Origin of the sequence: Streptomyces sp. NPDC014864, from assembly GCF_043081525.1 — a bacterium.
Classification (GTDB): domain Bacteria; phylum Actinomycetota; class Actinomycetes; order Streptomycetales; family Streptomycetaceae; genus Streptomyces.
Map to the genome: position 1 here is coordinate 1 of NZ_JBIBWT010000027.1, position 23,110 is coordinate 23,110.

At 73.3% G+C, this 23,110-nt stretch carries 18 protein-coding genes; 11 read left to right on the forward strand and 7 right to left on the reverse strand.

Features of this window, described 5'->3' with window-relative positions; genetic code table 11:
• Window positions 1–96 precede the first annotated feature (96 nt).
• Both ACF1A5_RS31660 and ACF1A5_RS31665 read right to left on the reverse strand, forming a co-directional pair.
• Window positions 97–1,134, reverse strand: a complete 1,038-nt coding sequence (locus ACF1A5_RS31660; RefSeq protein WP_392196304.1) for a LacI family DNA-binding transcriptional regulator — start codon at window positions 1,132–1,134, stop codon at window positions 97–99.
• 80 nt (window positions 1,135–1,214) lie between these two features.
• On the reverse strand, window positions 1,215–2,168 hold the full coding sequence (locus ACF1A5_RS31665) for a multicopper oxidase domain-containing protein (RefSeq protein WP_392196305.1): 954 nt from the start codon (window positions 2,166–2,168) through the stop codon (window positions 1,215–1,217).
• Window positions 2,169–2,358: 190 nt separating this feature from the next.
• On the opposite strand from ACF1A5_RS31665, the gene ACF1A5_RS31670 reads away from it, so the two are divergent.
• Complete coding sequence (locus ACF1A5_RS31670; protein WP_392196306.1) at window positions 2,359–4,863, forward strand: ThuA domain-containing protein; 2,505 nt, start codon at window positions 2,359–2,361, stop codon at window positions 4,861–4,863.
• 44 nt (window positions 4,864–4,907) lie between these two features.
• Window positions 4,908–7,064: an OmpL47-type beta-barrel domain-containing protein gene (locus ACF1A5_RS31675; RefSeq protein ID WP_392196352.1), complete on the forward strand. Its 2,157-nt coding sequence runs from the start codon at window positions 4,908–4,910 to the stop codon at window positions 7,062–7,064.
• A gap of 31 nt (window positions 7,065–7,095) precedes the next feature.
• Here ACF1A5_RS31675 and ligD read toward each other — a convergent pair whose 3' ends face one another.
• Both ligD and ACF1A5_RS31685 read right to left on the reverse strand, forming a co-directional pair.
• Complete coding sequence (ligD, locus tag ACF1A5_RS31680) at window positions 7,096–8,121, reverse strand: non-homologous end-joining DNA ligase (RefSeq protein WP_392196307.1); 1,026 nt, start codon at window positions 8,119–8,121, stop codon at window positions 7,096–7,098.
• A gap of 332 nt (window positions 8,122–8,453) precedes the next feature.
• Window positions 8,454–8,972 carry a lamin tail domain-containing protein gene (locus ACF1A5_RS31685; protein ID WP_392196308.1) on the reverse strand — a complete coding sequence of 173 codons (519 nt, stop codon included), beginning with the start codon at window positions 8,970–8,972 and terminating at the stop codon, window positions 8,454–8,456.
• 406 nt (window positions 8,973–9,378) lie between these two features.
• On the opposite strand from ACF1A5_RS31685, the gene ACF1A5_RS31690 reads away from it, so the two are divergent.
• Window positions 9,379–10,449 carry an ATP-dependent DNA ligase gene (locus ACF1A5_RS31690; protein WP_392196309.1) on the forward strand — a complete coding sequence of 357 codons (1,071 nt, stop codon included), beginning with the start codon at window positions 9,379–9,381 and terminating at the stop codon, window positions 10,447–10,449.
• Window positions 10,450–10,590: 141 nt separating this feature from the next.
• Here ACF1A5_RS31690 and ACF1A5_RS31695 read toward each other — a convergent pair whose 3' ends face one another.
• Window positions 10,591–11,781: a zinc-dependent alcohol dehydrogenase gene (locus ACF1A5_RS31695; protein WP_392196310.1), complete on the reverse strand. Its 1,191-nt coding sequence runs from the start codon at window positions 11,779–11,781 to the stop codon at window positions 10,591–10,593.
• Window positions 11,782–11,976: 195 nt separating this feature from the next.
• Here ACF1A5_RS31695 and ACF1A5_RS31700 point away from each other — a divergent pair, with 195 nt between their 5' ends.
• Window positions 11,977–12,945, forward strand: a complete 969-nt coding sequence (locus ACF1A5_RS31700) for a DUF3048 domain-containing protein (protein ID WP_392196353.1) — start codon at window positions 11,977–11,979, stop codon at window positions 12,943–12,945.
• A gap of 90 nt (window positions 12,946–13,035) precedes the next feature.
• Here ACF1A5_RS31700 and ACF1A5_RS31705 read toward each other — a convergent pair whose 3' ends face one another.
• A complete protein-coding gene (locus tag ACF1A5_RS31705; protein ID WP_392196311.1) occupies window positions 13,036–13,500 on the reverse strand; it encodes a MarR family winged helix-turn-helix transcriptional regulator in 465 nt (154 codons plus the stop codon).
• Between the two features lie 231 nt (window positions 13,501–13,731).
• Here ACF1A5_RS31705 and ACF1A5_RS31710 point away from each other — a divergent pair, with 231 nt between their 5' ends.
• The 7 genes from ACF1A5_RS31710 (at window position 13,732) to pcaD (ending at window position 20,287) form a co-directional block, all read left to right on the forward strand.
• Window positions 13,732–14,514, forward strand: a complete 783-nt coding sequence (locus ACF1A5_RS31710; protein WP_392196312.1) for a CoA transferase subunit A — start codon at window positions 13,732–13,734, stop codon at window positions 14,512–14,514.
• Window positions 14,514–15,158: a CoA transferase subunit B gene (locus ACF1A5_RS31715; RefSeq protein WP_392196313.1), complete on the forward strand. Its 645-nt coding sequence runs from the start codon at window positions 14,514–14,516 to the stop codon at window positions 15,156–15,158. The genes ACF1A5_RS31710 and ACF1A5_RS31715 overlap by 1 nt, the downstream gene beginning before the upstream one ends.
• Window positions 15,155–16,357: a thiolase family protein gene (locus tag ACF1A5_RS31720; protein WP_392196314.1), complete on the forward strand. Its 1,203-nt coding sequence runs from the start codon at window positions 15,155–15,157 to the stop codon at window positions 16,355–16,357. The genes ACF1A5_RS31715 and ACF1A5_RS31720 overlap by 4 nt, the downstream gene beginning before the upstream one ends.
• 8 nt (window positions 16,358–16,365) lie before the next feature.
• Window positions 16,366–17,139 carry a protocatechuate 3,4-dioxygenase subunit beta gene (gene pcaH / locus ACF1A5_RS31725; RefSeq protein WP_392196315.1) on the forward strand — a complete coding sequence of 258 codons (774 nt, stop codon included), beginning with the start codon at window positions 16,366–16,368 and terminating at the stop codon, window positions 17,137–17,139.
• Between the two features lie 6 nt (window positions 17,140–17,145).
• Entirely contained in the window at window positions 17,146–17,751 is a 606-nt protein-coding gene (gene pcaG, locus ACF1A5_RS31730) for a protocatechuate 3,4-dioxygenase subunit alpha (RefSeq protein ID WP_392196316.1), read from the forward strand.
• Between the two features lie 74 nt (window positions 17,752–17,825).
• Window positions 17,826–19,154 carry a 3-carboxy-cis,cis-muconate cycloisomerase gene (pcaB, locus tag ACF1A5_RS31735; RefSeq protein WP_392196317.1) on the forward strand — a complete coding sequence of 443 codons (1,329 nt, stop codon included), beginning with the start codon at window positions 17,826–17,828 and terminating at the stop codon, window positions 19,152–19,154.
• Window positions 19,151–20,287, forward strand: a complete 1,137-nt coding sequence (gene pcaD, locus ACF1A5_RS31740) for a 3-oxoadipate enol-lactonase (protein WP_392196318.1) — start codon at window positions 19,151–19,153, stop codon at window positions 20,285–20,287. The genes pcaB and pcaD overlap by 4 nt, the downstream gene beginning before the upstream one ends.
• Window positions 20,288–20,383: 96 nt before the next feature.
• Here the strand turns inward: pcaD and ACF1A5_RS31745 are convergent, their stop codons facing one another.
• The gene (locus ACF1A5_RS31745; RefSeq protein WP_392196319.1) at window positions 20,384–23,062 is read right to left on the reverse strand and encodes an ATP-binding protein; all 2,679 of its coding nucleotides are present in this window, start codon (window positions 23,060–23,062) and stop codon (window positions 20,384–20,386) included.
• Window positions 23,063–23,110 lie beyond the last annotated feature (48 nt).

Sequence of the window (23,110 nt, forward strand, 5' to 3'; positions counted from 1 at the left end):
TGCAGATGTCGCAATCCACACCAGGCCAGAGGGCCCTCACCCATTTCAAGATCTCTCAGCCGAGACCTGCGTCACCAACCTCCGTGGACAGAACAGCTAGGCGGAGGCGCGCCGCACCAGCGTCGTGGGCAGTATCACGCTGGACGGCACGCCTCCCACGCCCTGCCCGGCGCCGTGCCGGTCGAATCCGCGCAGCAGCAGGCGGGCCATGAGCCGGCCCATCTCCTCGATGTCCTGACGGACCGTCGTCAGCGGCGGGTCGGTCTGCTCGGCCACCGGCAGCATGTCGTCGAAGCCGACCACGGCGACGTCCTCCGGGACCCGCAGTCCCCGCTCGCGCAGGACGCGCAGGGCGCCCGAGGCGGTGAGGTCGTTGGCGGCGAACACGGCGTCCAGTCCGGGGCAGCGGTCGAGGAGTTCGCGCATGGCGCGCTCCCCGCCGGCGGGGGTGAAGTCGCTCTCCACGATCAGCCGGGGATCGACGTCGACCATGACGTCCCGGAAGCCGTCGAGCCGGTCCGCCGCCGAGGTCTGGTCCAGGGCTCCGGAGATGTGCCCGATCCGGGTGCGGCCGAGGCCGACCAGATGCCGTACGGCCTCGCGGGCGCCGCCCCGGTTGTCGCTGTCGACGTAGGCCACCCCGCGCGTGCCGTCGCTCCAGCCGGGCCGCCCGCCGAACACGGTGGGCACCCCGGCGCGCTGGATCAGCTCCGGCAGCGGGTCGTCCAGGTGCAGCGAGAAGACGAGCGCGCCGTCGACATGGCCCCCGGCGAGGTAGCGCCCGACCCGTGCGTGGTCGTCCCGGCCCTCGGTGAGCAGCAGGACCAGCTGCGTGTCGTGGGCGGTCAGTTCCTTGCTGATGCCGCGCAGTTGCAGGGCGAAGAAGGGGTCGGCGAAGACCCGGGTCTCCGGTTCGGCTATGACCACGGCGACGGCGTCGTGCCGTTTCGTGACCAGGCTGCGGGCCGCCTGGTTGGGCACGTAACCGAGCTCCTCCACGGCCTGCCGGACCCGCTCGGCCAGGGGCTCCCTGACTCCGTCCGAACCGTTCACCACGCGGGAGACGGTCGCCCGGGACACCCCCGCCCGTGCGGCCACGGCCTCGAGCGTGGGACGCGGCGCTGTCTCGGTCACTTGGGCACTCCTCACCTGCGGTTGCGGATCAGGATAGCCCCGGCAGGACCGGACCGTGAGAGCGCTCTCCCCGGAGCCGGTCAGTGCTCGTGCGGCTCGTACCCGGGGATCGTCCCGTCCGTCTTGCGTACCAGGAACAGCCCCGCCATCCCCATGTCGGAGTGGCTCTGCACATGGCAGTGGTACATCCAGGCACCCGCCCCGACGCCCTCCCCCGCGATCACCTGGAAACCGAAGGAGTCCGCCGGGCCCACGATCTTGTTGTCGACGACCCGGCTGGGGTCGTCCGGGCCGGTGAGCAGGCCGGTACGGTTGTCGGCCCAGCGGTGACCGTGCAGATGGAACGTGTGGTAGTACTCGCCGTGCGTGATCATGACGAACTCGACACGGTCGCCCACCGTGGCCTCGAAGTCGGGACCGGTGTGCGGCGGGCGGTTGTTGACGGTCATGTCGTTGAAGACGATCGTGTGCGTGGTGTCCGGCAGGACGTCGCCCTTGCGGCGGACGACGACCGGTCCGTACAGGCCCTTGCGGATGCCGCCGGTGCCGTGCTCGGTGCCGACGGCGTGGTCGTGGTAGTGCCAGTAACCGGCGCTTCCGGCCCGCCAGGTGCCGTCCTTGCGGCGGCCGGGGGCGTGGGTGCGCCAGGTGTACGTGCGGGTGCCGCCGGGCTCGACGTCGCTCCGGTTCAGTTTCGTGCCGTCGCTGGAGACCTCGTAGTCCAGGCCGTGGACGTGCAGGCTCGCGGCCACGTCGAGAGTGTTCTCGAACTCGATGTGCAGGGTGTCGCCCTCGTTGAGCTCGATCAGCGGCCCGGGGACGGTCGCCCCGCCCTTCTCGAAGCCGTAGCCCAGCTGTCCGTCGGGGAGCTTCTCGGCGTACAGCCTGATGTGCCGGACCTCGCCGCCGGCCGGCGCGGTACGCGGCGGTGTGCTCGCGGCCGGGGCCGCGGACGCCGTCTCCGGCAGGGACAACGATGTCGCGACGGCCGCGCCGCCGAGCAGCACCCGCCGGTTGAATCCGCGTCGGTCCATGCCCAACTCCCCACCCTGGTAGGTCGATCCGAGGACGTCACTCGGACCCCGCGACGGTACCGGCACCCCGGGCGTTCATCCACACTCAGGACAAAGTTCAAGGCATTGCGGTCCCAACCTATTGGCGGGTCGGGCAAAGAGGTCTAGCTTCCTATGCGTTTGCCGTGACCGACGAGGGGTGGGTGACCACATGCGGTTCACATCGCATCAAGGACCTGTGCACTTAGGCGGTTCGAGACGGCGAGGGCGGCTCTGGGCGGCCAGGGTCGCGGCGGGAGTCGTCGCGGCGGGACTGCTCTCGGGCCCTCCGGCGAGCGCGCGCCCCGATCCGGGGCCGCCGCTGACAACGATGTCCATCAAGTCGCCCCCGGGCGGCGCCGACGTACGGGTGCTGATCTTCTACGGTTCGGCGGCGGCCGGGGACGAGTCGCCGGTGGTGAACGCCGGGATCGAGGCGATCGAGCGGATCGGCCTGTCCGGTCCGGCGCGGGAGCGCTTCACGGTGGAGGCGACCGACGACGCATCCGTCTTCACCCGCGCCACCAGGCTGGGCCGTTACAACGCGATCGTGTTCCTGACCGGCGGCGGCGACGTGCTCGACCCGGAGCAGGAGGCGGGCCTGGAGGCGTACATGGAGGCGGGCGGCGGGTTTGTGGGCATCCACGACGCGGCCCGCGCCGAGCCGTACTCGGACTGGTTCACCGGGCTCGTCGGCGCCCGCCCGGCCGCCGCGAGCCCCGCCGCCGTCCAGCGCGCGACCGTCGAGGTCGGTGACCGGCAGCACCCGGCGACGAAGGACCTGCCGGCGCAGTGGAAGCGCGCCGACCAGTGGCCGAACTGGGTGCGGAACCCCTCCGGCGAGGTGCACACCGTGGCCCGGGTGCGCGAGTCGACGTACCGGCCGGGGACGGGCGCGAACGGCTGGGACCACCCGGTCAGCTGGTGCCGCGACTACGACGGCGGTCGGTCCTTCTACACCGGCATGGGCGGCACGGTGTCCTCCTACGACGAGACCGACTTCCGCACGCATCTGCGCGGCGCCCTGCTGTGGACCACCCGGCTGGTCCAGGCCGACTGCAAGGCCACGATCACCGGCAACTACAAGGCCGAGCGGCTCACCCGGCCCAACCAGCCCGGGCAGAACGACCAGATCGGCGAGCCGCACGGCCTGGTCACCGCCCCCGACGGCCGCGTGCTCTACATCGGCCGCGGCGGCGCCGACTCCTCACGGCCGGTGGTGACCGACTGGAACGACCCGGACGTCGGCAAGGGCAAGGGGCAGGTCCACGTCTACGACCCGAAGACCGGAAAGGTCACTCTGGCGGGCGAGTTGACGGTCTTCGGCAACAAGGGCGGCGGCGACGAGCTCACCAAGGTCGAGGAGGGCCTCCTCGGCATCGAGCTCGACCCGCGCTTCGAGCAGAACGGCTGGGTGTACCTGCACTACACACCCCACTCCGGGCTGAACCGCGACACCCAGACTGCCGAGCGGCGCGTCTCCCGCTTCACCCTGGACCCGGCCACGAACAAGCTGGACCTCGGCAGCGAGAAGGTGCTGCTGAAGTGGCCCGTGCAGGTGCACAGTTGCTGCCACGCCGGCGGCGGGATGGCCTGGGACTCCAAGGGCAACCTGTACATCGCCACCGGGGACAACAACTCCAGCGGTTTCAGCGGTGGTTACTCCGGCAACAACCCGCAGCCCAGCTACAAGGGCCTGTCGTTCGCCGACGCCCGCCGCACTGCCGGCAACACCAACAACCTCAACGGCAAGATCCTGCGCATCCACCCGGAGCCGGACGGGACGTACACGATCCCCGACGGAAACCTCTTCACCGGCAGGGAGACCGACGAGGGCGGCGGGAAGACGCGGGGCGAGATCTACGTGATGGGCGTGCGCAACCCGGCGCGCATCTTCGTGGACCGGCGCACCGACGTCCTCTACGCCGGGTGGGTCGGCCCGGACGCGAGCGAGCCGTCGCCGACCTGGGGGCCGGCCAAGTACGACACCTTCGCGGTGATCACCAAGGCGGGCAACCGGGGCTGGCCGTACTGCATGGGCGACAAGCAGCCCTACCGGGACCGCAACCTGCCCGATCCGGCCAAGCCGCTGGGCTGGTACGACTGCGACCACCCGAGGAACGAGTCGCCGAACAACGACGGCCTGGTCGAGCTGCCGCCGGTGACCGGCAACAACATCTGGTACTCGCCCCAGGGCGGCGCCCCGGACTACCCGCGTGACGCGGCCGGCGTGCCGTCGTACAAGAAGGAGGAGGCCGTCTACCGGCTGCCTTGGCTCAAGGGCGGCGGGCAGGCCGCGATGAACGGTCCGGTCTACCGGTACGACCCGTCGAGTGCCAGTGAGGTGAAGTGGCCCTCCTACTGGGACGGCAAGTGGTTCGTCGGCGACTTCTACGACGGCGACCAGCCGCGCAACGCGGTGCTGATGGACCCGGGGACGCAGGGCGACGGCGGACTGCCCGTGCACTCCGAGTCGCTGAAGAAGATCGTGCCGGTCGGCAACGACGGCATCAGGAACCTCATGGACTGGAAGTTCGGTCCGGACGGCGTGCTGTACGTCCTCGACTACGGCCGCGGCTTCTTCACCTCGGACGCCAAGTCGGCGCTGTGGCGGGTGACCTACACCGGTGGCGGGCCCACTCCGCCCGCCGGCCGGCTGGCGAGGGGGGCACAGTGACACGGCAACGCAGAGTCCTCACGGCCCTGTTGACGGCACTGCTGATGGTGCTCGGCCTGCAGGCGACGTCCGCCGCCGGACGGCCCGGCGCTCCGGCCCGGACGGCCGCCGCCCAGGTCCTCACCTGGACGGCCGGCGACGACATCACCCGGTACGCCTCCGCGCCGGCGACCGCGGTGGCGGGCCCGGCGACGATCGTCTTCGAGAACAGCGCGGCCACCGGCAACACCACGGGCATGCCGCACACGTTGACGTTCGACACCTCGGACCCGGAGTACAACCACGACGTCCAGCTGAACATCCTCGCCAACCCGAACGACGACCAGGGCGGCCGCCACACCGCCGAGGTCACGCTCACCCCGGGCCGCTACTTCTACCACTGCTCGATCCCCGGGCACGGGCAGATGCAGGGCATCCTGGTGGTGACCGAGGGCGGCGGCTCCGACACCACGCCCCCGGAGACGTCGGCGAGTGTGGAGGGCACGCGCAACGCGCAGGGCGAGTACGTCGGTTCGGCGAGTGTGACGGTGAGCGCGACGGACACCGGAGGATCGGGCGTCGACCGCGTGCAGTACCTCCTCGACGCCGGTGACGCCTGGCTGCCGTACACGGCCCCCCTGGTGGTCGACCGGTCCGGCGCGCACACGGTCCGCTACCGGGCCGTGGACAAGGCCGGCAACGTCTCCGCCGAGAAGAGCGTGGACTTCACGGTCGTCGCGCCTCCGTCCGGCGACACGACCCCGCCGGAGACCTCGGCGACGGTCGGCGGCCGGCGCGACGCCGACGGCGCCTATGTCGACATGGCGACCGTCACCGTCTCCGCCTCCGACACCGGGTCCGGGGTCGACACGATCGAGTACGCCGTGGACTCGGCGACCTGGCAGCCGTACACGGCGCCGGTGATGGTGCATCAGACGGGCAGCCACAGCGTGCGCTACCGCGCCACCGACAAGGCGGGCAACGTCTCCGTCGAGAAGAGCGTGGACTTCACGGTCGTCGCGCCGCCCGCGCAGGACACCACCCCGCCGGTGACGGGTGCGGCCGTGGACGGCACGCGCAACTCCGACGGCGCGTACGTCGGCAGCGCCAAGGTGACCGTGAGCGCCACCGACGAGGGCGGCTCGGGTGTCGCGGCCGTCGAGTACTCGCTCGACGGCGGCCCCTATCTCGGCTACACCGGGCCGGTGGTCGTCGACCGCGCCGGCGCGCACACGGTCGCCTACCGGGCGAGGGACGCGGCGGGCAACACCTCGGCGCCGCGGACGGTGAGTTTCTCGGTCGTGGCGGGCGGCGGCGTACCGGCGCCCGGCTGTCCCGAGTACGACGAGCGGACGACGGTGATCGTCGGCACGGTCGACTCGGGGGTGCCGAACCGGGTGACCGGCAACCGGTGCCGGATCAACGAGTTGATCGAGGACGAGAAGGAGTGGACGTCCCGGGCGCTGTTCCTCAAGCACGTGAGGTCGGTCCTGGACGCGCTGCTGAAGGAGGGGGCCGTCGACCGGCGCGAGGCGCGGGCGATCGACAGGGCCGCCCGCCGGTCGGGGATCGGGAGGCCGGGGCAGACCGCGGGCTACCGTTCGCTGTTCGACGGCAGCGCGGCCTCCTTCGCCAAGTGGGAGCACGTGGGCGGCGGTTCGTTCGCGCTGAACCCCGACGGCTCTCTCACCAGCGGCACCACGAAAGCGGGCCTCGGGATGCTGTGGTTCCCGCAGCGCAAGTACGGGGACTTCTCGCTGCGCCTGCAGTGGCGCGACGACTCCCCCGGCGACGGCAACGCCAACTCCGGTGTCTTCGTGCGGTTCCCGTGGGTCCACGACCACCCCGAGGAGCCGCGGCCGGAGTGGGTCGCCATCAAGTACGGGCACGAGGTGCAGGTGCTCGACCGGCCCGACGGCGACATGTACAAGACCGGTTCGATCTACGGCTTCGACCGGGTCGGGCTCGCGGGGGCCGGTGTCACCCAGAAGGGCACGTGGAACGACTACGAGATCCGGGTGGTCGGCCAGCACTACTCGGTCCTGCGCAACGGGGTGCTGATCAACGAGTTCAACAACACCGGCGGCCAGGAGTTCTACCCGCCCCGCTCGGACGACCCGGGCACGGACGGGCGCCGGTTCGACTCCGGGTACATAGGACTGCAGGTGCACAGCACCACGGACGTGATCTCCTACCGGAACGTCCGGATCAAGGAACTGTAGGCGCCCGGCGGCGGCAGGCGGGGTCCGGCCGTCAGGTGGCGGCCGGACCCTCCTTCCGTGCCCGGCTCGGCTGCACCCGTTTCGGCTCGCCCGGCATCTTCGGGTACTCGGGCGGGTAGGGCAGGTCGCCCAGGCCGTGGTCGTGCTCGTCCTTCCTGGCCAGCTCCAGCAGCGCCTCCAGGGAGAACGCGTGGTCGTCCATGTCGGCGTGCACGTCGCCGAGTTCGGCGAAGCGCGCCGGCATGGTGGCGAGGTCGAAGTCGCGGGGCCGGGCGGCGTCCACCTCGTCCCAGCGCAGGGGCGCCGAGACCGGGGCGTGCGGGTACGGGCGCACGGAGTAGGCGGAGGCGATGGTGCGGTCCCGGGCGGTCTGGTTGTAGTCGAGGAAGACGCGGCGGCCGCGCTCCTCCTTCCACCAGGTGATGGTCACCAGCTCCGGCATCCGGCGTTCCATCTCCCGCCCCACCGCGATCGCGGCGCGCCGCACCTGGGTGAAGGTCCAGCGGGGCTCGATCGGCACGAAGACGTGCAGGCCGCGGCCGCCGGAGGTCTTGGGCCAGCCGCGCAGGCCGCCGAACTCCTCTAGCAGGGCGCGCAGTTCGTGGGAGGCCCGGACCGCGTCCGCGTAGTCGGTGCCGGGCTGCGGGTCGAGGTCGATGCGGAGCTCGTCGGGGTGCTCCACGTCGGCGCGGCGCACCGGCCAGGGGTGGAAGGTGAGCGTGCCGTACTGGGCGGCCCACACCACGGCGGCCTCCTCGGTGGGGCACATCTCGTCGGCGCTGCGGCCGCTGGGGAAGGTGATGTGGGCAGTGGGGATCCAGTCGGGCATGCCCTTGGGGGCGCGCTTCTGGTAGAACCACTCGCCCCCTACGCCGTCCGGGTAGCGCTCGAGGGTGGTGGGCCGGCAGCGCAGGGCGCGCAGGATGCCGGGGGCGACCGCCTCGTAGTACCGGGCGACGTCCAGCTTGGTGAAGCCGCGCTCCGGGAAGAACAGCTTGCCCGGGCTGGACAGCCGCACCGTCCGGCCGGCCACCTGGAGTTCGACCGCATCGCCCATGCGAGTCACGGTAGGCCCGGCGCGCACGCCTCGCACATCGGACGGACCGGGGCGGACGGGCCGGGGCGGACGGGCCGCGACCCCGAGGTGCCGCCGGACCGCCGGCCGCGAAGTCCCCTCGGACGCGGCCGCAAGATCCGGCCGGACCACCGGGCCGCGCCTCGCGACGCCCTTTCGGCCGCGACCGCGAGGTCCCGCCGGACTGCCGGCCGGCTTCGAAATGAGCCCGCCCGACCGGCGGGTGGGTCCGGAGGAGCCTGCCGGACCCGCGGCCGCGACCGAAAGGCGCCCGCCGGCACCGCGGGGTGCGGTGCCGGCAGGCCGGGAGCGGGTCAGCGGCGGACGTCGTGGCCGCGGCGGTCGCCGTCGTGACCGCGGCGGTCGCGGTCGCCGCCCCAGGAGACGGAGTCGACGAAGCGGCCGCGGTCGGTGCGCAGGGTCACCGTGTCGGAGTGCCGGTCCCAGACGGAGCGGAAGCGGTCCTGGTAGACGTCGGTGCCGGTGTCCCGGCCGAAGCCGGTGTGCACGCGGACGGTGGCGCGGCCGTAGAGACGGTAGTGGTGGAAGGTGTAGGTGTGGCCGTCCTCGTCGGCGAGCGTCCAGCCGTCGAGGTTGACGGCGCGCCGCGTGGTGTTGGTGACCTCCACCCACTCCTTGTTCAGAGCACGGCCGGAGCGGTCGTAACGGCCGTCACGGTTCTGGGAGGCGTGGTGCACTGCGCTGATCTCCACGCCCGGCCCGTGCGGCCGGACGTGGTCGGCCGCGGAGGCCGGCAGCGCCACCGCCCCGGTCAGGGCCGCGGCGGTGAGAGCGGCGGCGGCCAGACGGCGGGCGGTAACAGTCGTGGACATGGTCACAGGTCCCCCTGCTGGGTTCGAGCACTCCCGCCACGGGCCGTGGCCGGCGCGGGCGGGGTGTGCGAGTGCGGTGGGCGGCCGGTCGGCCGCACACGCACACTGTGGCGCCCCCGGCGCGGCGGTTTGAGCCTTCCACGAGGGGTGTTACGAATTGCCCATATTCACGTGACTCTTGACTGTAGTCTCCATTTATCCGCCGAACTCCTTTCGCCACCCCGCTCTGCCGGATCGTTCCGCTTGTGCTGCTTGTCCTTTGATGTCCCTTCGCCCTGTCACGCCACCCCATGCCCGCCCGGTCCGTCACCCGAAAGTGAGTAACAGCCGTGCACGGCCGCCCGTCCACCGTCCGCCGCGGCCCGCTCGGCGGGCGGCCGCCCGGGGCGGCTCCTAGAGTCGGAGCATGGATCTGCCGGTGATGCCGCCCGTGAAGCCGATGCTCGCCAAGCCGGTGGCGGCGATCCCGCCGGGCATGCAGTACGAGGCCAAGTGGGACGGCTTCCGGGCCATCGTGTTCCGCGACGGGGACGAGGTGGAACTCGGCAGCCGTACCGGCAAGCCGCTGACCAGGTACTTCCCCGAGCTGGTGGCGGCGTTGAAGGGGCGGGTGCCCGAGCGCTGCGTGCTCGACGGGGAGATCGTGATCGCGCGGGAGGGCCGACTCGACTTCGACGCGCTGACCGAACGGATCCACCCCGCGGACTCCCGGGTGCGGATGCTGGCCGAGCGCACCCCGGCGTCGTTCGTGGCGTTCGACCTGCTGGCGCTGGACGGCGAGTCGCTGCTGGACGTGCCCCTGTCCGACCGGCGGGCGCTGCTGGTCGGGGCGCTGGCCGGGGCAACGGCTCCGGTTCATGTGGCCCCGGCGACCACCGACATCGAGGTCGCGCGGCAGTGGTTCGAGCAGTACGAGGGGGCGGGGCTCGACGGTGTCGTCGCCAAGCCGCTCGGTCTGCGCTACCTCCAGGACCAGCGCGCCATGTTCAAGGTCAAGCACGAGCGCACGGCCGACGTCGTCGTCGCCGGCTACCGCCACCACAAGAGCGGCCCCGTCGTCGGCTCACTGCTCCTCGGCCTGTACGACGACGGGGGCCGCCTCCAGCACGTGGGCGTGTCGGCCGCCTTCCCGATGAAGCGGCGCGCGGAGCTGGTGAAGGAGCTGGAGCCGCTGCGCATGGACGACGTCACCGGGCATCCGTGGGCGGCCTGGTCCGACGAGGCGGCCCACGCCGCGGCCCGGCTGCCCGGCGCGCCCAGCCGCTGGTCGGGCAAGAAGGACCTTTCCTGGGTACCGCTGCGCCCGGAGCGGGTGGCGGAGGTGGCGTACGACCACATGGAGAACGGGGAGCGCTTCCGGCACACGGCCCGCTTCCGCCGCTGGCGCCCGGACCGCACCGCCCGGAGCTGCACGTACGCGCAGCTGGAGGAGCCGGTCCGGTACGACCTCACCGAGATCCTGGGGTCACCGGCCTGACGCGCTCCGGGCCCCTCACGGGGTCAGGCCGTCACGGCGTCAGCCCCTCAGGCGTCAGGCCGTCACGGCGTCAGGCCCTCAGACGTCAGGCCGTCACGGCGTCAGGCCCCTCAGGCGTCAGGCCGTCACGGCGTCAGCCCCTCACGGGGTCATCAGGACCTTGATGGCGCCGTCCTCCTTGCGCTGGAACATCTCGTACGCGTGCGGCGCGTCCGCCAGCGGCACCCGGTGGGTGGCGAAGTCGTCGACACCGAGCGGATCGTCGTCCGTCAGGTACGGCAGGATGTCGTCGCTCCAGCGGCGCACGTTGGCCTGGCCCATACGCATCTGGATCTGCTTGTCGAAGAGGGTGAACAGGGGCAACGGGTCGGCCATGCCGCCGTACACGCCGGAGATGGAGATGGTGCCGCCGCGGCGGACCAGGTCGATGGCGGTGTGCAGCGCGCCGAGCCGGTCCACGCTGAACCGCTCCGCGAGCGGGCCGCTGAGCTTGCGCGGCATCATCGCGGCGGTCTGCTGGATGAGGCGGGCGGCGGCACTGCCGTGCGCCTCGGTCCCGACCGCGTCGATCACGGCGTCGGGACCGCGGCCGTCGGTCTCGTCGTGGATCGCCGCGACCAGCTCCTTCTCGTGGTCGAAGTCCCGCAGGTCGTACGTCCGTACCCCGCGCCGGCGCGCCCGGGTCAGCCGCTCGGGCACCAGGTCCACGCCGAACACCTCCGCCGCGCCGCGCGCCAGGGCGATCCGGCACGCCATGTCCCCGATGGGTCCGAGGCCGAGGACGGCCACGCTGCCGCCGCGCGGCACATCGGCGTAGGCCACCGCCTGCCACGCGGTGGGCAGCACGTCGGAGAGGTAGACGAAGCGGTCGTCGGCCGGGCCCTCGGGGATCTTCATGGGGCCGTAGTGGGCCTGCGGGACGCGCAGGTACTCGGCCTGGGCGCCCGGCACGGCGCCGTACAGGCGGGTGTAGCCGAACAGGGCGGCGCCCATGCCCTCGCTGGTGACCTGGGTGGTCTCGCACTGGGTCTGCAGACCCGAGGAGCACATGACGCAGTGGCCGCAGGAGATCTGGAACGGGACCACCACCCGGTCGCCGGGCTTGAGGTTCGGCACCTCCGGGCCCACCTCCTCGACGATGCCCATCGGCTCGTGGCCGAGGATGTCGCCGGGGGTCATGAAGGGGGTGAGCACCTCGTACAAGTGGAGATCGGAGCCGCACAGGCCACTGGAAGTGATGCGGATGACCGCGTCCGTCGGCTCCTCGATCCTCGGATCGGGCACGTCCTCGACCCGGACGTCCCGCCGGCCCTGCCAGGTCACAGCCTTCATCGCCTCGTGCTCCCTCCGTGACGTCTGCGGACGGCCCGGGTACCCGGCCCGCATCCGCCGAACCGCCCCGGCCGGTCCGGCCGGACCGCGGGACGGGCGGGACCGGGTCCGAACGGGTCTGGGCAGCGGCGGCCCGGCGGGCCGACAATCGGTGCACGGGAACGGGGGCCGGTGCGCGGGAACGGGGGCGTGAACGTGGACGAGGGACGAAGAGCGCGCGCACGGCGCGCGAGGGCGGCCGCGGCCCTGCTGGCCGCCGTGGCGGCGGCCGCCCTGGCCGCGGGCTGCACGTCCGGGCGCGAGTCCGGCGGGGACGGGCGGGGGAGGCCGACGAAAACGGCCGGGCGCGCCGGGCCGGTGCTGGCCGTCAAGATCGACAATGTGCTGCCGGCCCGGCCGCAGACCGGTCTGGAGGCCGCGGACGTCGTGTACACGGAGCAGGTGGAGGGCGGGCTCAGCCGCCTGATGGCCGTGTACGCCACCCGGCTGCCCCCGGTGGTCGGGCCGGTGCGCAGCGCGCGCGAGTCCGATCTGGAGCTGCTGCGTCAGTTCGACCGGCCGACGCTCGCGTTCTCCGGGGCCCAGCGCAAGCTGCTGCCGCTGATCGACGCGGCCCCGCTCTCGGCCCGGCCGCCCGACGACACGCCCGGCGCCTACTTCCGGCAGACCGGCAGGCCGGCCCCCCACAACCTCTATCTGCGCCCGCGCCGGCTGCTCGGCTCGCCGCCCGGGGCGGACGCGCTGACCACCGGTTTCCGCTACGGTCCGGCTCCCGCCGGCGGCCGGCCGGAGAACTCCCGCACCGTGCGCTACCCGGCGGCCCGGTTCACCTTCACCTGGTCCGCGCCCCGGCACGGCTGGCAGGTGGCGACGGACGGCCGGCCCACGGTCACGGCCGACGGGAGGCCGGTCACGCCCGCGACGGTCGTCGTGCAGTACGTGAAGGTGCGCGCGTCCCGGCTGCACGACGTCCTCGGCAGCCGCACCCCGTACACCGAGACCGTGGGGTCGGGGAAGGCGGAGGTGCTGCGCGACGGGCGGGTCTTCGACGTCACCTGGAGGCGCCCGCGGGCGGCGGACGGCACGCGGTTCACGGCCGCCGGCGGCGCGCCGGTGGACTTCGCGCGGGGTCAGGTGTGGGTCGTCCTGACCGACGCCCCGTGACCGGCCCGGCGTGACCGGCGTCGCGTGACGGACGCGCCGTGACCGGGGCGGGAGGGCGTGGCTCCGGCGGGGCCCGGCGCCCAGGCCTGCTCAGGGCTGGGCGGTGACGGGTTCCGCCGGATTGCGCAGGTCCTCGGCCGCGTCCGCGACACGCCGGATGAGGTCGAAGAACAGGGTCTGCTCCTCGGCGCTGAGCGGGCCCAGGAAGACCTGGTTCATCCGGGCCGTGCGCACGGTGAGCTTACGGTGGGTGCGCTCACCCTCGGCCGTCGGGCGCAGCAGCGACCGGCGCCCGTCCTGCGGGTCGCGGACCTTGTCGAGGAGCCCGCGGCGGGTGAGCCGGCTGATGACCTCGGCGATGGTGGACCGGTCGAGGCCGACCCGCTCCCCCACCGTGCGCTGGTCGAGCCCCGGCTCCGCGACGAGCGTGTTCAGGACCGCGAACTGCGGCGAGGTGATCTCCTCGGAGACCATCGTGTTCCACAGCAGGTAGTGCGCCTGCTGCAGCCGCCGGGCCAGGTGCCCGGGGTGCGTCGTCAGGTCCACCGCGCCCATGTGCGCTCCTTGCGTCGGTCGGTCGTCGCGCCCGAGAAATTACGTAGTGCACTGAACGATACAGGGACCGCACCTCCCCCGGCCCACCGTCGTCCGATCATCCGATCGGCTTCTTCCTGGGGCCTTGACGGCTCTCGCGCCGGATGGCAGCGTGAGCGGAAACCTCGAGGAAATACTCAGTGCCCTGACTAATTCGGGTGCTGGACGCTCGGAAGGGATGGGACTTCTCCGATGGACAAGGTGGTCGCCACGGCCCTGGAGGCGGTGGCCGACGTGCCGGACGGCGCGTCGCTGGCGGTGGGCGGTTTCGGGCTGAGCGGCGTGCCGAACGTACTGATCCAGGCCCTGTACGAGCGCGGCGTCGGCTCGCTGAGCGTCGTCTCGAACAACTGCGGGGCGATGGAGTCCGGGCTCGCCGTGCTGCTGTCGGCCGGGCGGATCGCCCGGGTGACCGGCTCCTACATCGGGGCCAACAAGGAGTTCGCCCGCCAGTACCTGGGCGGCGAGCTGGAGGTGGAGATGATCCCCCAGGGCACGCTGGCCGAGCGGCTGCGCGCCGGCGGGGCCGGCATCCCCGCCTTCTACACCCCGGCGGGCGTGGGCACCCAGGTCGCCGACGGCGGACTGCCCTGGCGCTACGACGGGCGGGGCGGGGTCGCCCTGGCCTCGCCGCCGAAGGAGGTCCGCGAGTTCGACGGCGGCCAGTACGTGCTGGAGCTCGGTATCCGCACCGACTTCGCGCTGGTGCGCGCGGCCCGGGGCGACCGGCACGGCAACCTGGTGTTCAGCAAGTCCTCCCGGAACTTCAACCCGCTCGCCGCGACGGCCGGCCGGGTGACGATCGCCGAGGTCGAGGAACTGGTCGAGCCGGGCGACCTCGACCCGGACGCGGTGCACCTGCCGGGGATCTTCGTCCAGCGGGTGGTGGCGCTGACGCCGGAGCAGGCGGCCGACAAGCGGATCGAGAAGCGGACGGTCTCCGCTCCTTCGGCACGAGGGGCGGTGAACGGCTGATGGCCTGGACGCGGGAGGAGATGGCCGCCCGTGCCGCGCGGGAGCTGACCGACGGCAGTTACGTCAATCTCGGCATCGGTCTGCCCACGCTGATCCCCAACTACCTGCCCGAGGGGGTGGAGGTGGTCCTGGAGTCGGAGAACGGCATCCTCGGCACCGGTCCCTACCCCACCGGGGAGCAGGTCGACCCCGACCTGATCAACGCGGGCAAGGAGACCGTCACCGTCCTGCCGGGCGCGTCGTTCTTCGACTCCGCGCTCTCCTTCTCGATGATCCGCGGCGGCCACATCGACATCGCCGTACTCGGTGCCATGCAGGTGTCCGAGCACGGCGACCTGGCCAACTGGGCCGTCCCCGGCAAGATGATCACCGGGATCGGCGGGGCCATGGACCTCGTCCACGGCGCCCGTACGGTCGTCGTGGTCATGACGCACACCGCCAAGGACGGCTCGGCGAAGATCCTCCAGCAGTGCACGCTGCCGCTGACCGGCAGGGCGTGCGTGAACCGGATCATCACCGACCTCGGTGTCCTCGACGTCACCGGCGACGGACTCGTCCTCGTCGAGACCGCGCCCGGCGTGTCCGTCGACGAGATCGTCGCCAGGACCGACGCCGAGCTCACCGTCGCGGAGGGGCTCGTATGAAGACCGTCTACCTCGTCGACGCCGTACGCACCCCGATCGGGCGCTACAACGGCGGCCTGGCGGGCGTGCGCCCGGACGACCTGGCCGCCCACGCCCTGCGCGAACTCCTCGCCCGTACGCCCGCGCTGGACCCCTCCCGCATCGACGACGTCTACCTCGGCAACGCCAACGGCGCCGGCGAGGAGAACCGCAACGTCGCCCGCATGGCCGCCCTGCTGGCCGGGCTCCCGACCTCCGTGCCGGGCGTGACGGTCAACCGGCTGTGCGCCTCCGGCCTGGAGGCCGTGATCCAGGCGGCCCGCGCCATCGCCGTCGGGGACGCCTCCTTCGCGGTCGCCGGCGGGGTGGAGTCGATGACCCGCGCCCCCTACGTGCTGCCCAAGAGCGACCGGCCCTTCCCGGCAGGACACGCCGAGCTGTACTCGACCACGCTCGGCTGGCGCATGGTCAACCCCGCGATGGACCCGCAGTGGACCGTCCCGCTCGGCGAGTCCGCCGAACTCATCGCCGACAAGCACAAAATCACCCGCGAGCAGCAGGACGAGTTCGCCCTCACCTCCCACCGCAACGCGGCCAGGGCACAGGCCGAGGGACTGTTCGACGCCGAGCTCGCGCCCGTGGCCGTCCCGCGCCGCAAGGGCGACCCCGTCGTCCTCGCCGCCGACGAGTGCGTACGCCAGGACGCGTCCCTGGAGGCGATGGCCAGGTTGAAGCCGTCCTTCCGCACCGAGCACGGCACGGTGACGGCGGGCAACGCCTCCCTGCTCAACGACGGCGCCGCCGCCCTGCTGCTGACCGACGAGGAGGGCCTGCGGGCCCTCGGCCGCGAGCCGCTCGCCCGGGTGAGCGCGACCGGTGTGTCGGCGACGGACCCGCAGTACTTCGGACTCGCCCCGGTCGAGGCCACCCGGCGCGCCCTCGCCAGGGCCGGCCGGACCTTCGCCGACCTCGACGTCCTCGAACTCAACGAGGCCTTCGCCGCCCAGGTGCTGGGCTGCCTCGCCGAGTGGCCCGACTTCGACCCCGTGGTCCTCAACCCGCAGGGCGGCGCCATCGCCCTCGGCCATCCGCTCGGCGCCTCCGGTGCCCGCCTCGCGGGCACGGTCGCCCACCAGCTCGCCCGCAGGGGCTCCGGTGTGGGCGTCGCCACCCTCTGCATCGGCGTGGGCCAGGGCCTCGCCCTCGTCCTCGAACGCTAGGAAGATCCATGGCTCTCACCCAGCACGACGTCGACCAGGAGATCGCGGCCGAGCACGCCGCGTACGAGAAGCGCGTCGCCGACGGCTCCCCCGTCGAGCACCACCCCCGCCGCGACTACGCCCCCTACCGCTCCTCCGTGCTGCGCCACCCCCGGCAGCCGCCGGTCGCCATCGACGTCGCCCAGGACCCGGAGCTGGTGGAGCTGTCCTCCCCGGCCTTCGGCGAGCGCGACCTCACCGAGATCGACAACGATCTGACCCGGCAGCACACCGGGGAGCCGATCGGCGAGCGGATCACCGTCTCCGGCCGGCTGCTGGACCGCGACGGGCGCCCGGTCCGCGGCCAGCTCGTCGAGATCTGGCAGGCCAATTCGGCCGGCCGCTACGCGCACCGGCGCGAGCAGCACGACGCCCCGCTCGACCCCAACTTCACCGGCGTCGGCCGCACCCTGACGGACGACGACGGCCGCTACCGCTTCACCACCGTCCAGCCGGGCCCGTACCCGTGGCGCAACCACGTCAACGCCTGGCGTCCGGCGCACATCCACTTCTCGCTCTTCGGGTCGGCGTTCACCCAGCGGCTGGTGACGCAGATGTACTTCCCGAACGACCCGCTCCTCCCCTACGACCCGATCCTGCAGTCGGTGACGGACGACGCCGCCCGGCAGCGGCTGGTCGCCACCTACGACCACAGCCTGTCGGTGCCGGAGTTCTCGCTCGGCTACCACTGGGACATCGTGCTGGACGGCCCGCACGCCACCTGGATCGAAGAAGGACGCTGACCCGCCATGACGAGGATCGACACCGACCGGCCCGAGAGCGTGCTGCCCACCCCCTCACACACCGTCGGCCCCTTCTACGGGTACGCCCTGCCCTTCCGCGGCGGCGAGGACATCGCCCCGCTGGGGCACCCGGACACGGTCACCGTGCACGGGTACGTCTACGACGGCGAGGGCCGGCCGCTGCCGGACGCGCTGGTGGAACTGTGGGGGCCGGACCCGGACGGCAACCTGCCGGCGACCGACGGCTCGATGCGCCGCGACCCCGCCTCCGGGGGCTTCCTCGGCCGCAACGGGGTGGAGTTCACCGGCTTCGGCCGCGTCCAGACCGACGCCGACGGCCACTGGTACGCGCGGACGCTGCGGCCCGGTGCACGCGGGCGCAGCGCGCCGTACGTGAGCGTGTGCGTGTTCGCGCGCGGGCTGCTCGTGCACCTGTTCACCCGGACCTACCTGCCCGGCGATCCGGCCGCGCTCGCCGCCGACCCCCTGCTGTCCCGGCTGGAGGAGGAGCGGCGCGGCACGCTGATCGCCGCCGAGGAGGCCCCGGGGACCTACCGTTTCGACATCCGCCTTCAGGGCGAGGGCGAGACGGTCTTCCTGGAGTTCCGGTGACATCACCCGCCGACCACCCCACACCCCCCGACCATTCCGCAGCGGCCGACCGACCGGTTACCGCCGGCCGTCCCGTGGCCGCCGCGCCGGACGCCGGTCTGCTCTCCCCCGGAAGGGCGGGCTCGCCCGCGGCGGCCACGACGAGCGACCTCGCGTATCTGCGGGCGCTGCTCGACGCGGAGGCCGCCCTCACCCGGGCCCAGGCCGCGCTGGGCCTCGCCCCGGCCGGTGCGGCGGAGGCGGTGACCCGGGCCGCCGACGCCGCCCGCTACGACGTGCGCTCGCTCGCCGAGCGGGCCCGTGGCGGCGGCAACCCCGTCATCCCCCTGGTCGCCGATCTGACCGCGGCGGTGGGCACGGAGTACGGGCCCCACGTCCACCGGGGAGCGACCAGCCAGGACATCATGGACACCGCGACCATGCTGGTCGCCGCGCGCACCCTGGAACCGGTACTCGCCGATCTGGGCCGCACCGAACGGGCGCTGGCCCGGCTGGCGGCCCGGCACCGCGACACCGTGATGCCGGGACGGACGCTGACCCAGCACGCCGTACCGACGACGTTCGGCCTGAAGGCGGCGGGCTGGCGCTCGCTGGTGCTGGACGCCCGGGACCGCCTGGCCCCGGTGCGCGACTCGTTGCCCGCACAACTCGGCGGTGCGGCGGGCACGTTGGCGGCCTTCTCGGTGTACGGCGCCGAGGACGCGACCGCGCTGCCGACGGCGTACGCGCGGGAACTCGGCCTGGTGGCACCGGCGTTGCCCTGGCACACCCTGCGCACCCCGGTCGCCGACCTCGCCGGGGCCCTCGCCTTCACCGCAGGGGCGCTGGGCAAGATCGCCGCGGACGTGCTCACCCTCTCCCGCACGGAGATCGCGGAACTGGCCGAGGGCAGCGGCGGCGGCTCGTCGGCCATGCCGCACAAGGCCAACCCGGTGCGGTCCACCCTGATCGCGGCGGCTGCCCGGCGGGCACCCCAGCTCGCGGCCACCCTGTACGGTTCGCTGGCCGCGGAGGACGAGCGGCCGGCTGGGGCCTGGCACGCCGAGTGGGAGCCGCTGCGCGACCTGCTCCGGCTGGCCGGCGACGCGGCCCGCGACGCCGCCGAACTGGCCGAGGGCCTGCGGGTGGACACGGCGGCGATGCGCGCGCATCTCGGCCTCACCCACGGGCTGATCGTCTCCGAGCGGCTGTCCGCGGAGCTCGCCCCCCGGCTCGGCCGTGCCCGCGCCCGGACACTGCTCACCGAGCTTGCCCGGCGCTCCGCGGCCGAAGGGCGCGCGCTCGGCGAACTCCTCGCCGAGGAATCCGAGTTGCAGGACATAGACCTGGCGGAGCTGACAGACCCCGCCCGCTACACCGGCTCCGCCGGAGCCCTCACCGACCGTGCACTGGAGCGAAGTTGACCGGGAAACTCCTGAACCACCGCATCGAAGGGGCCGCCTCCGCTCCCCCGCTGCTGCTCGGGCCCTCGCTCGGCACCTCGTACGCGCTGTGGGACCGAATCGCCCCCGAGCTGGCGATCACCCACCGGGTGGTGCGCTGGGACCTGCCCGGCCACGGCCGCTCTCCCGCGGACCTCGTCCGGCCGGGCGCGACCGTCGCCGACCTGGCCGCCCTGGTGCTCGAGCTGGCCGACGCTCTCGGCGTCGAACGCTTCGCGTACGCGGGGGTGTCGCTGGGCGGCGCGGTGGGTCTGCACCTGGCCGTGCACCACCCCGAGCGCGTCACGTCCTTGGCGGCGATCTGCTCCTCCGCCCACTTCAACGGGGCGCGGCCGTGGCGGGAGCGGGCCGAGCTGGTCCGGCGGGAGGGGCTGGAGCCGCTGGTCAAAACCGCGAACGACCGCTGGTTCAGCGGCGGGTTCACGGCGCCCGAGCTGATCCGCGACCACGCGCGGGCCGACCCGGAGGCGTACGCCGCCTGCTGTGACGCGCTGGCCGCCTTCGACCTGTCCGACCGGCTGCCGGAGATCACCGCTCCCACGCTCGCCCTGGCGGGCCGTGACGACCCTGCGACCCCGCCCGCGCATCTGCGGCAGATCGCGGACGCGGTGCCGGGTGCGGCGCTGGCCGAGATCCCCGGCGCCTCGCACCTGGCGCCCGCGCAGTGCCCGGAAGCCGTCCTGACGGCGCTGCGGGCGCACTTCGTCCCGGCGGCCGGAGGTGCCCGGTGGGGCATGGCGGTACGGCGCGAGGTGCTCGGTGACGCGCACGTCGACCGGGCGCAGGCACGGCAGACCCCCTTCACGGCCCGCTTCCAGGAGTTCATCTCCCGCTATGCCTGGGGCGAGATCTGGACCGACCCGACGCTCACCCGCCGCGAGCGCAGCATGGTCACCCTGACGGCACTGGTCGCGCACGGCCACCACGAGGAGCTGGCCATGCATGTGCGCGCGGCGCGCCGCAACGGCCTCACCCCGGAGGAGATCGGCGCGGTGCTGCTGCAGACCGCCGTGTACTGCGGGGTCCCGGCGGCGAACTCCGCGTTCGCGGTGGCCCAGCGGGTGCTGGCCGAGGAGACCGACGACGGATCCTAGGTGTGGGGAGAGCGTCCCCCGGGGGGCGCCGTTCTGATCGGCCCGGGTCCGCGAGAACCGGCACAGCCTGATCCGAGCTGATCCGAACGGAACCCGCTAGCGCAGTCCGCTCGCGGACTCCAGCACCTGTCGCGCCCGGGCCGCCAGCCCGTCCGCGCCGCACGAACGGGCCAGCGCCAGACCGCGCTCGAGTTCCGCGGTCGAACGGGCGAGGATGCCGTGCTCGACGCGGGCGGCGGCGTGCTCGTACTGGCAGGGGGAGGCCTCCAGGTAGGCGACGGCCCGGGCGGCCAGGCGCACCGCGCGCTGGCCGGTCTCCAGGGCGGCCGCGCAGCGCAGTGCCTCGCCGATGGCGGTGTCGGTGCCGAAGCGCTCGGCCTGGCGGCGGACGTCGGCGGCCAGCCGCCCGGCCCGCGCCGGGTCCTCGGTCGCCAGGGCCAGGGCGAGGTCGACCGCCCAGGGCACCATCACCGGGTTGTGGTGGCCGCGCACGGCCGCCGCCTTCTCGGCGGCCTCCAGTTCGTTGATGCCGTCCTTGGTGCGGCCGACGGCGAGCAGCAGCCGGCCGCGCACGGAGCGCGGGTCGGGGATGACGATGGTCGTGGGGTAGGGCGGGGCGAACCCGTACCGCTCGGCGATCTCCCAGGCCTCCTCGACGTGCCCGCGGGCGATCAGGGTGTCGACGAGGTTGCAGGTCGCGGTCCAGTACAGGGGCAGTCCGCGGCCGACCCGCTCGGCGAACCGCAGCGACTCGCGCAGGGAGGCCTCCGCCTCCTTCAGCCGGCCGCGCCTGCGGTGGCCGAGGCCGACGTAGGCGTGGGCCAGCGCGAGGTGACCGCCGCTCCAGCCGGCGGTCTCGTAGGCGCGCAGGGCCTCGTTGTAGAGGGCGTCGGCGCGGTCCAGCCGGTCGCAGTAGGCGTAGGCGCTGGCCAGCATCAACAGCAGCTCGATGCCCCACTCGGGGTCGGTCCAGCCGAGGCCGGGCGCGAGGCGGCCGTTGACGAGGGCGCGGTCGCACAGTTCGACGACTTCCTCGGCGCTCTCCCCGTGGGTCATGGCGTCGAAGCCGCGCAGGATCAGCAGGGCCCGCTCGGGGTTGTCGCGGCCGGTGCAGCCCGCGGCGAGGCGGGCGAGCCGCTCGGAGCGGTCCGGCGAGCTCGACTCGCCCGCGTGGATGCCCTCCCACATGAACTGCACGGCCTGCAGCCGCAGCCGGGTGGGCCCCGGTTCGTGGCGGGCGGCCTCCGCCTCGACCGTGCGGACGGCCTCCTCCAGCTGGTCGTTGTGGAGCAGCGCCTGGGACAGACGCCAGACGGCGTCCACCCGGGTGTCGCCGTCGAGTCCGGGCATGCTCAGGGCCCGCTGGAGGTGCTCGATGGTGCGGGCGGGCGCGGTCAGCAGGGTGGCGCAGCCCAGTTCGTACAGGACGCGGGCGTGCACCTCGGGGGTGGGCGGCTCCAGCAGGGCCCGTTCCAGGCAGCGGCGGGCGGCGTCGGGGGCGCCGACGGCGAGGTGTTCGCGGGCGGCCAGGCGCAGTTGCTCGACGAGTTCCTCGTCGTCGTCCGGATGCACCTGGAGCAGGTGCCGGGAGGCCGCGGCGGCGCCGAGTCCGCAGTCGGTGACGACCTGGGCGGCGATGCCGTGCATGGCGGTGCACAGGGCGTCCGGGATGGAGTGGTAGACGGCGCTCGCGATGAGCGGGTGGACGAACTCCAGGTCCCCGTCGCCGCCCCGGGCCCCGGCCGGGGCGGGCCTGGTCAGGATCCGGGCGCCGCACAGCAGTTCGGCGCAGCGGGCGGCCTCGTCGCGCCCCATGGTGGCGAGCCGCGCGACCAGGTCGACGGTGATGCCGGTGCCGAGGATGGCGGCGGCCCAGGCGAACCGGGTGGCGTCGATGCCGAGGTCCTCCAGCCGGGCGACGAGGCCGCCGCCGCGGGCCGAGCGGTTCAGGGCGCGCAGTTCGCCGGCCCGGGCCTCGACCGGTTCGATCTCGCTGTCCTGGCACTTGGCGAGCAGTTCGACGGTCTCGTAGGGGTTGCCGGCGGTGACGGCCCACACCTCGCGACAGAACGCGGCGTCCGCGTGCGGGCCGAGGGTGGCGCGGGTGAGACCGGCGGTCGCCTGCGGGGTCAGGGCGTTGAGGGTGCTGATGCCGGCGGCCGCGCCGACCGCCGCGAGATGGCGGCCGCTGTCGCCGCCGACGTCCCCGGGGCGGCGGGTCACCACGACCAGCACGGACAGGTCGTCGAGGCGCTCGGCGAACGCGGCGAGCCAGCGCAGGGTCTCCTGGTCGGCCCAGTGGGCGTCGTCGATCAGCAGCACGAGCGGCCACTCGCGCTTGGCGAGGCGGCGCACGGCGGCGACCAGTCCGTCGCACACGCCCTGCGGGTCCGCGTGCCGGTCGCCCGGTTCGGCGATGCCGAGGGCGGGGCCGGCGATGTCGTACCAGTCGCCGAGGTACTCGCGGGCCTCCTCCGGCATCAGCGACAGGAGCGCCGGCTGGAGCAACTGGCGTACGACGTTGAAGGGGACGGACCGGAGGGTCTCGCCGCTGCGGGCCGACCAGACCGTGCAGCCGCGCCGCTCGGCCAGGTGGCGGGTCTCCGCCAGCAGGGCGGTCTTGCCCAGTCCCGCCTCGCCCTCGAAGAGCAGCAGGCTGCCCGAGGACGACCGGTCGGCGCACAGGGTGTCGACCGCGCGCAGGACGGCGGCGACTTCCTCGTCACGCTCCCACAGGGAGGCCGAGGCGGCCGCACCCGGCCCTACCTCCGTCATCCCGCTACCTCCCCGAGTCGCCCGAACGACGTACAGAACTCGAGAGTA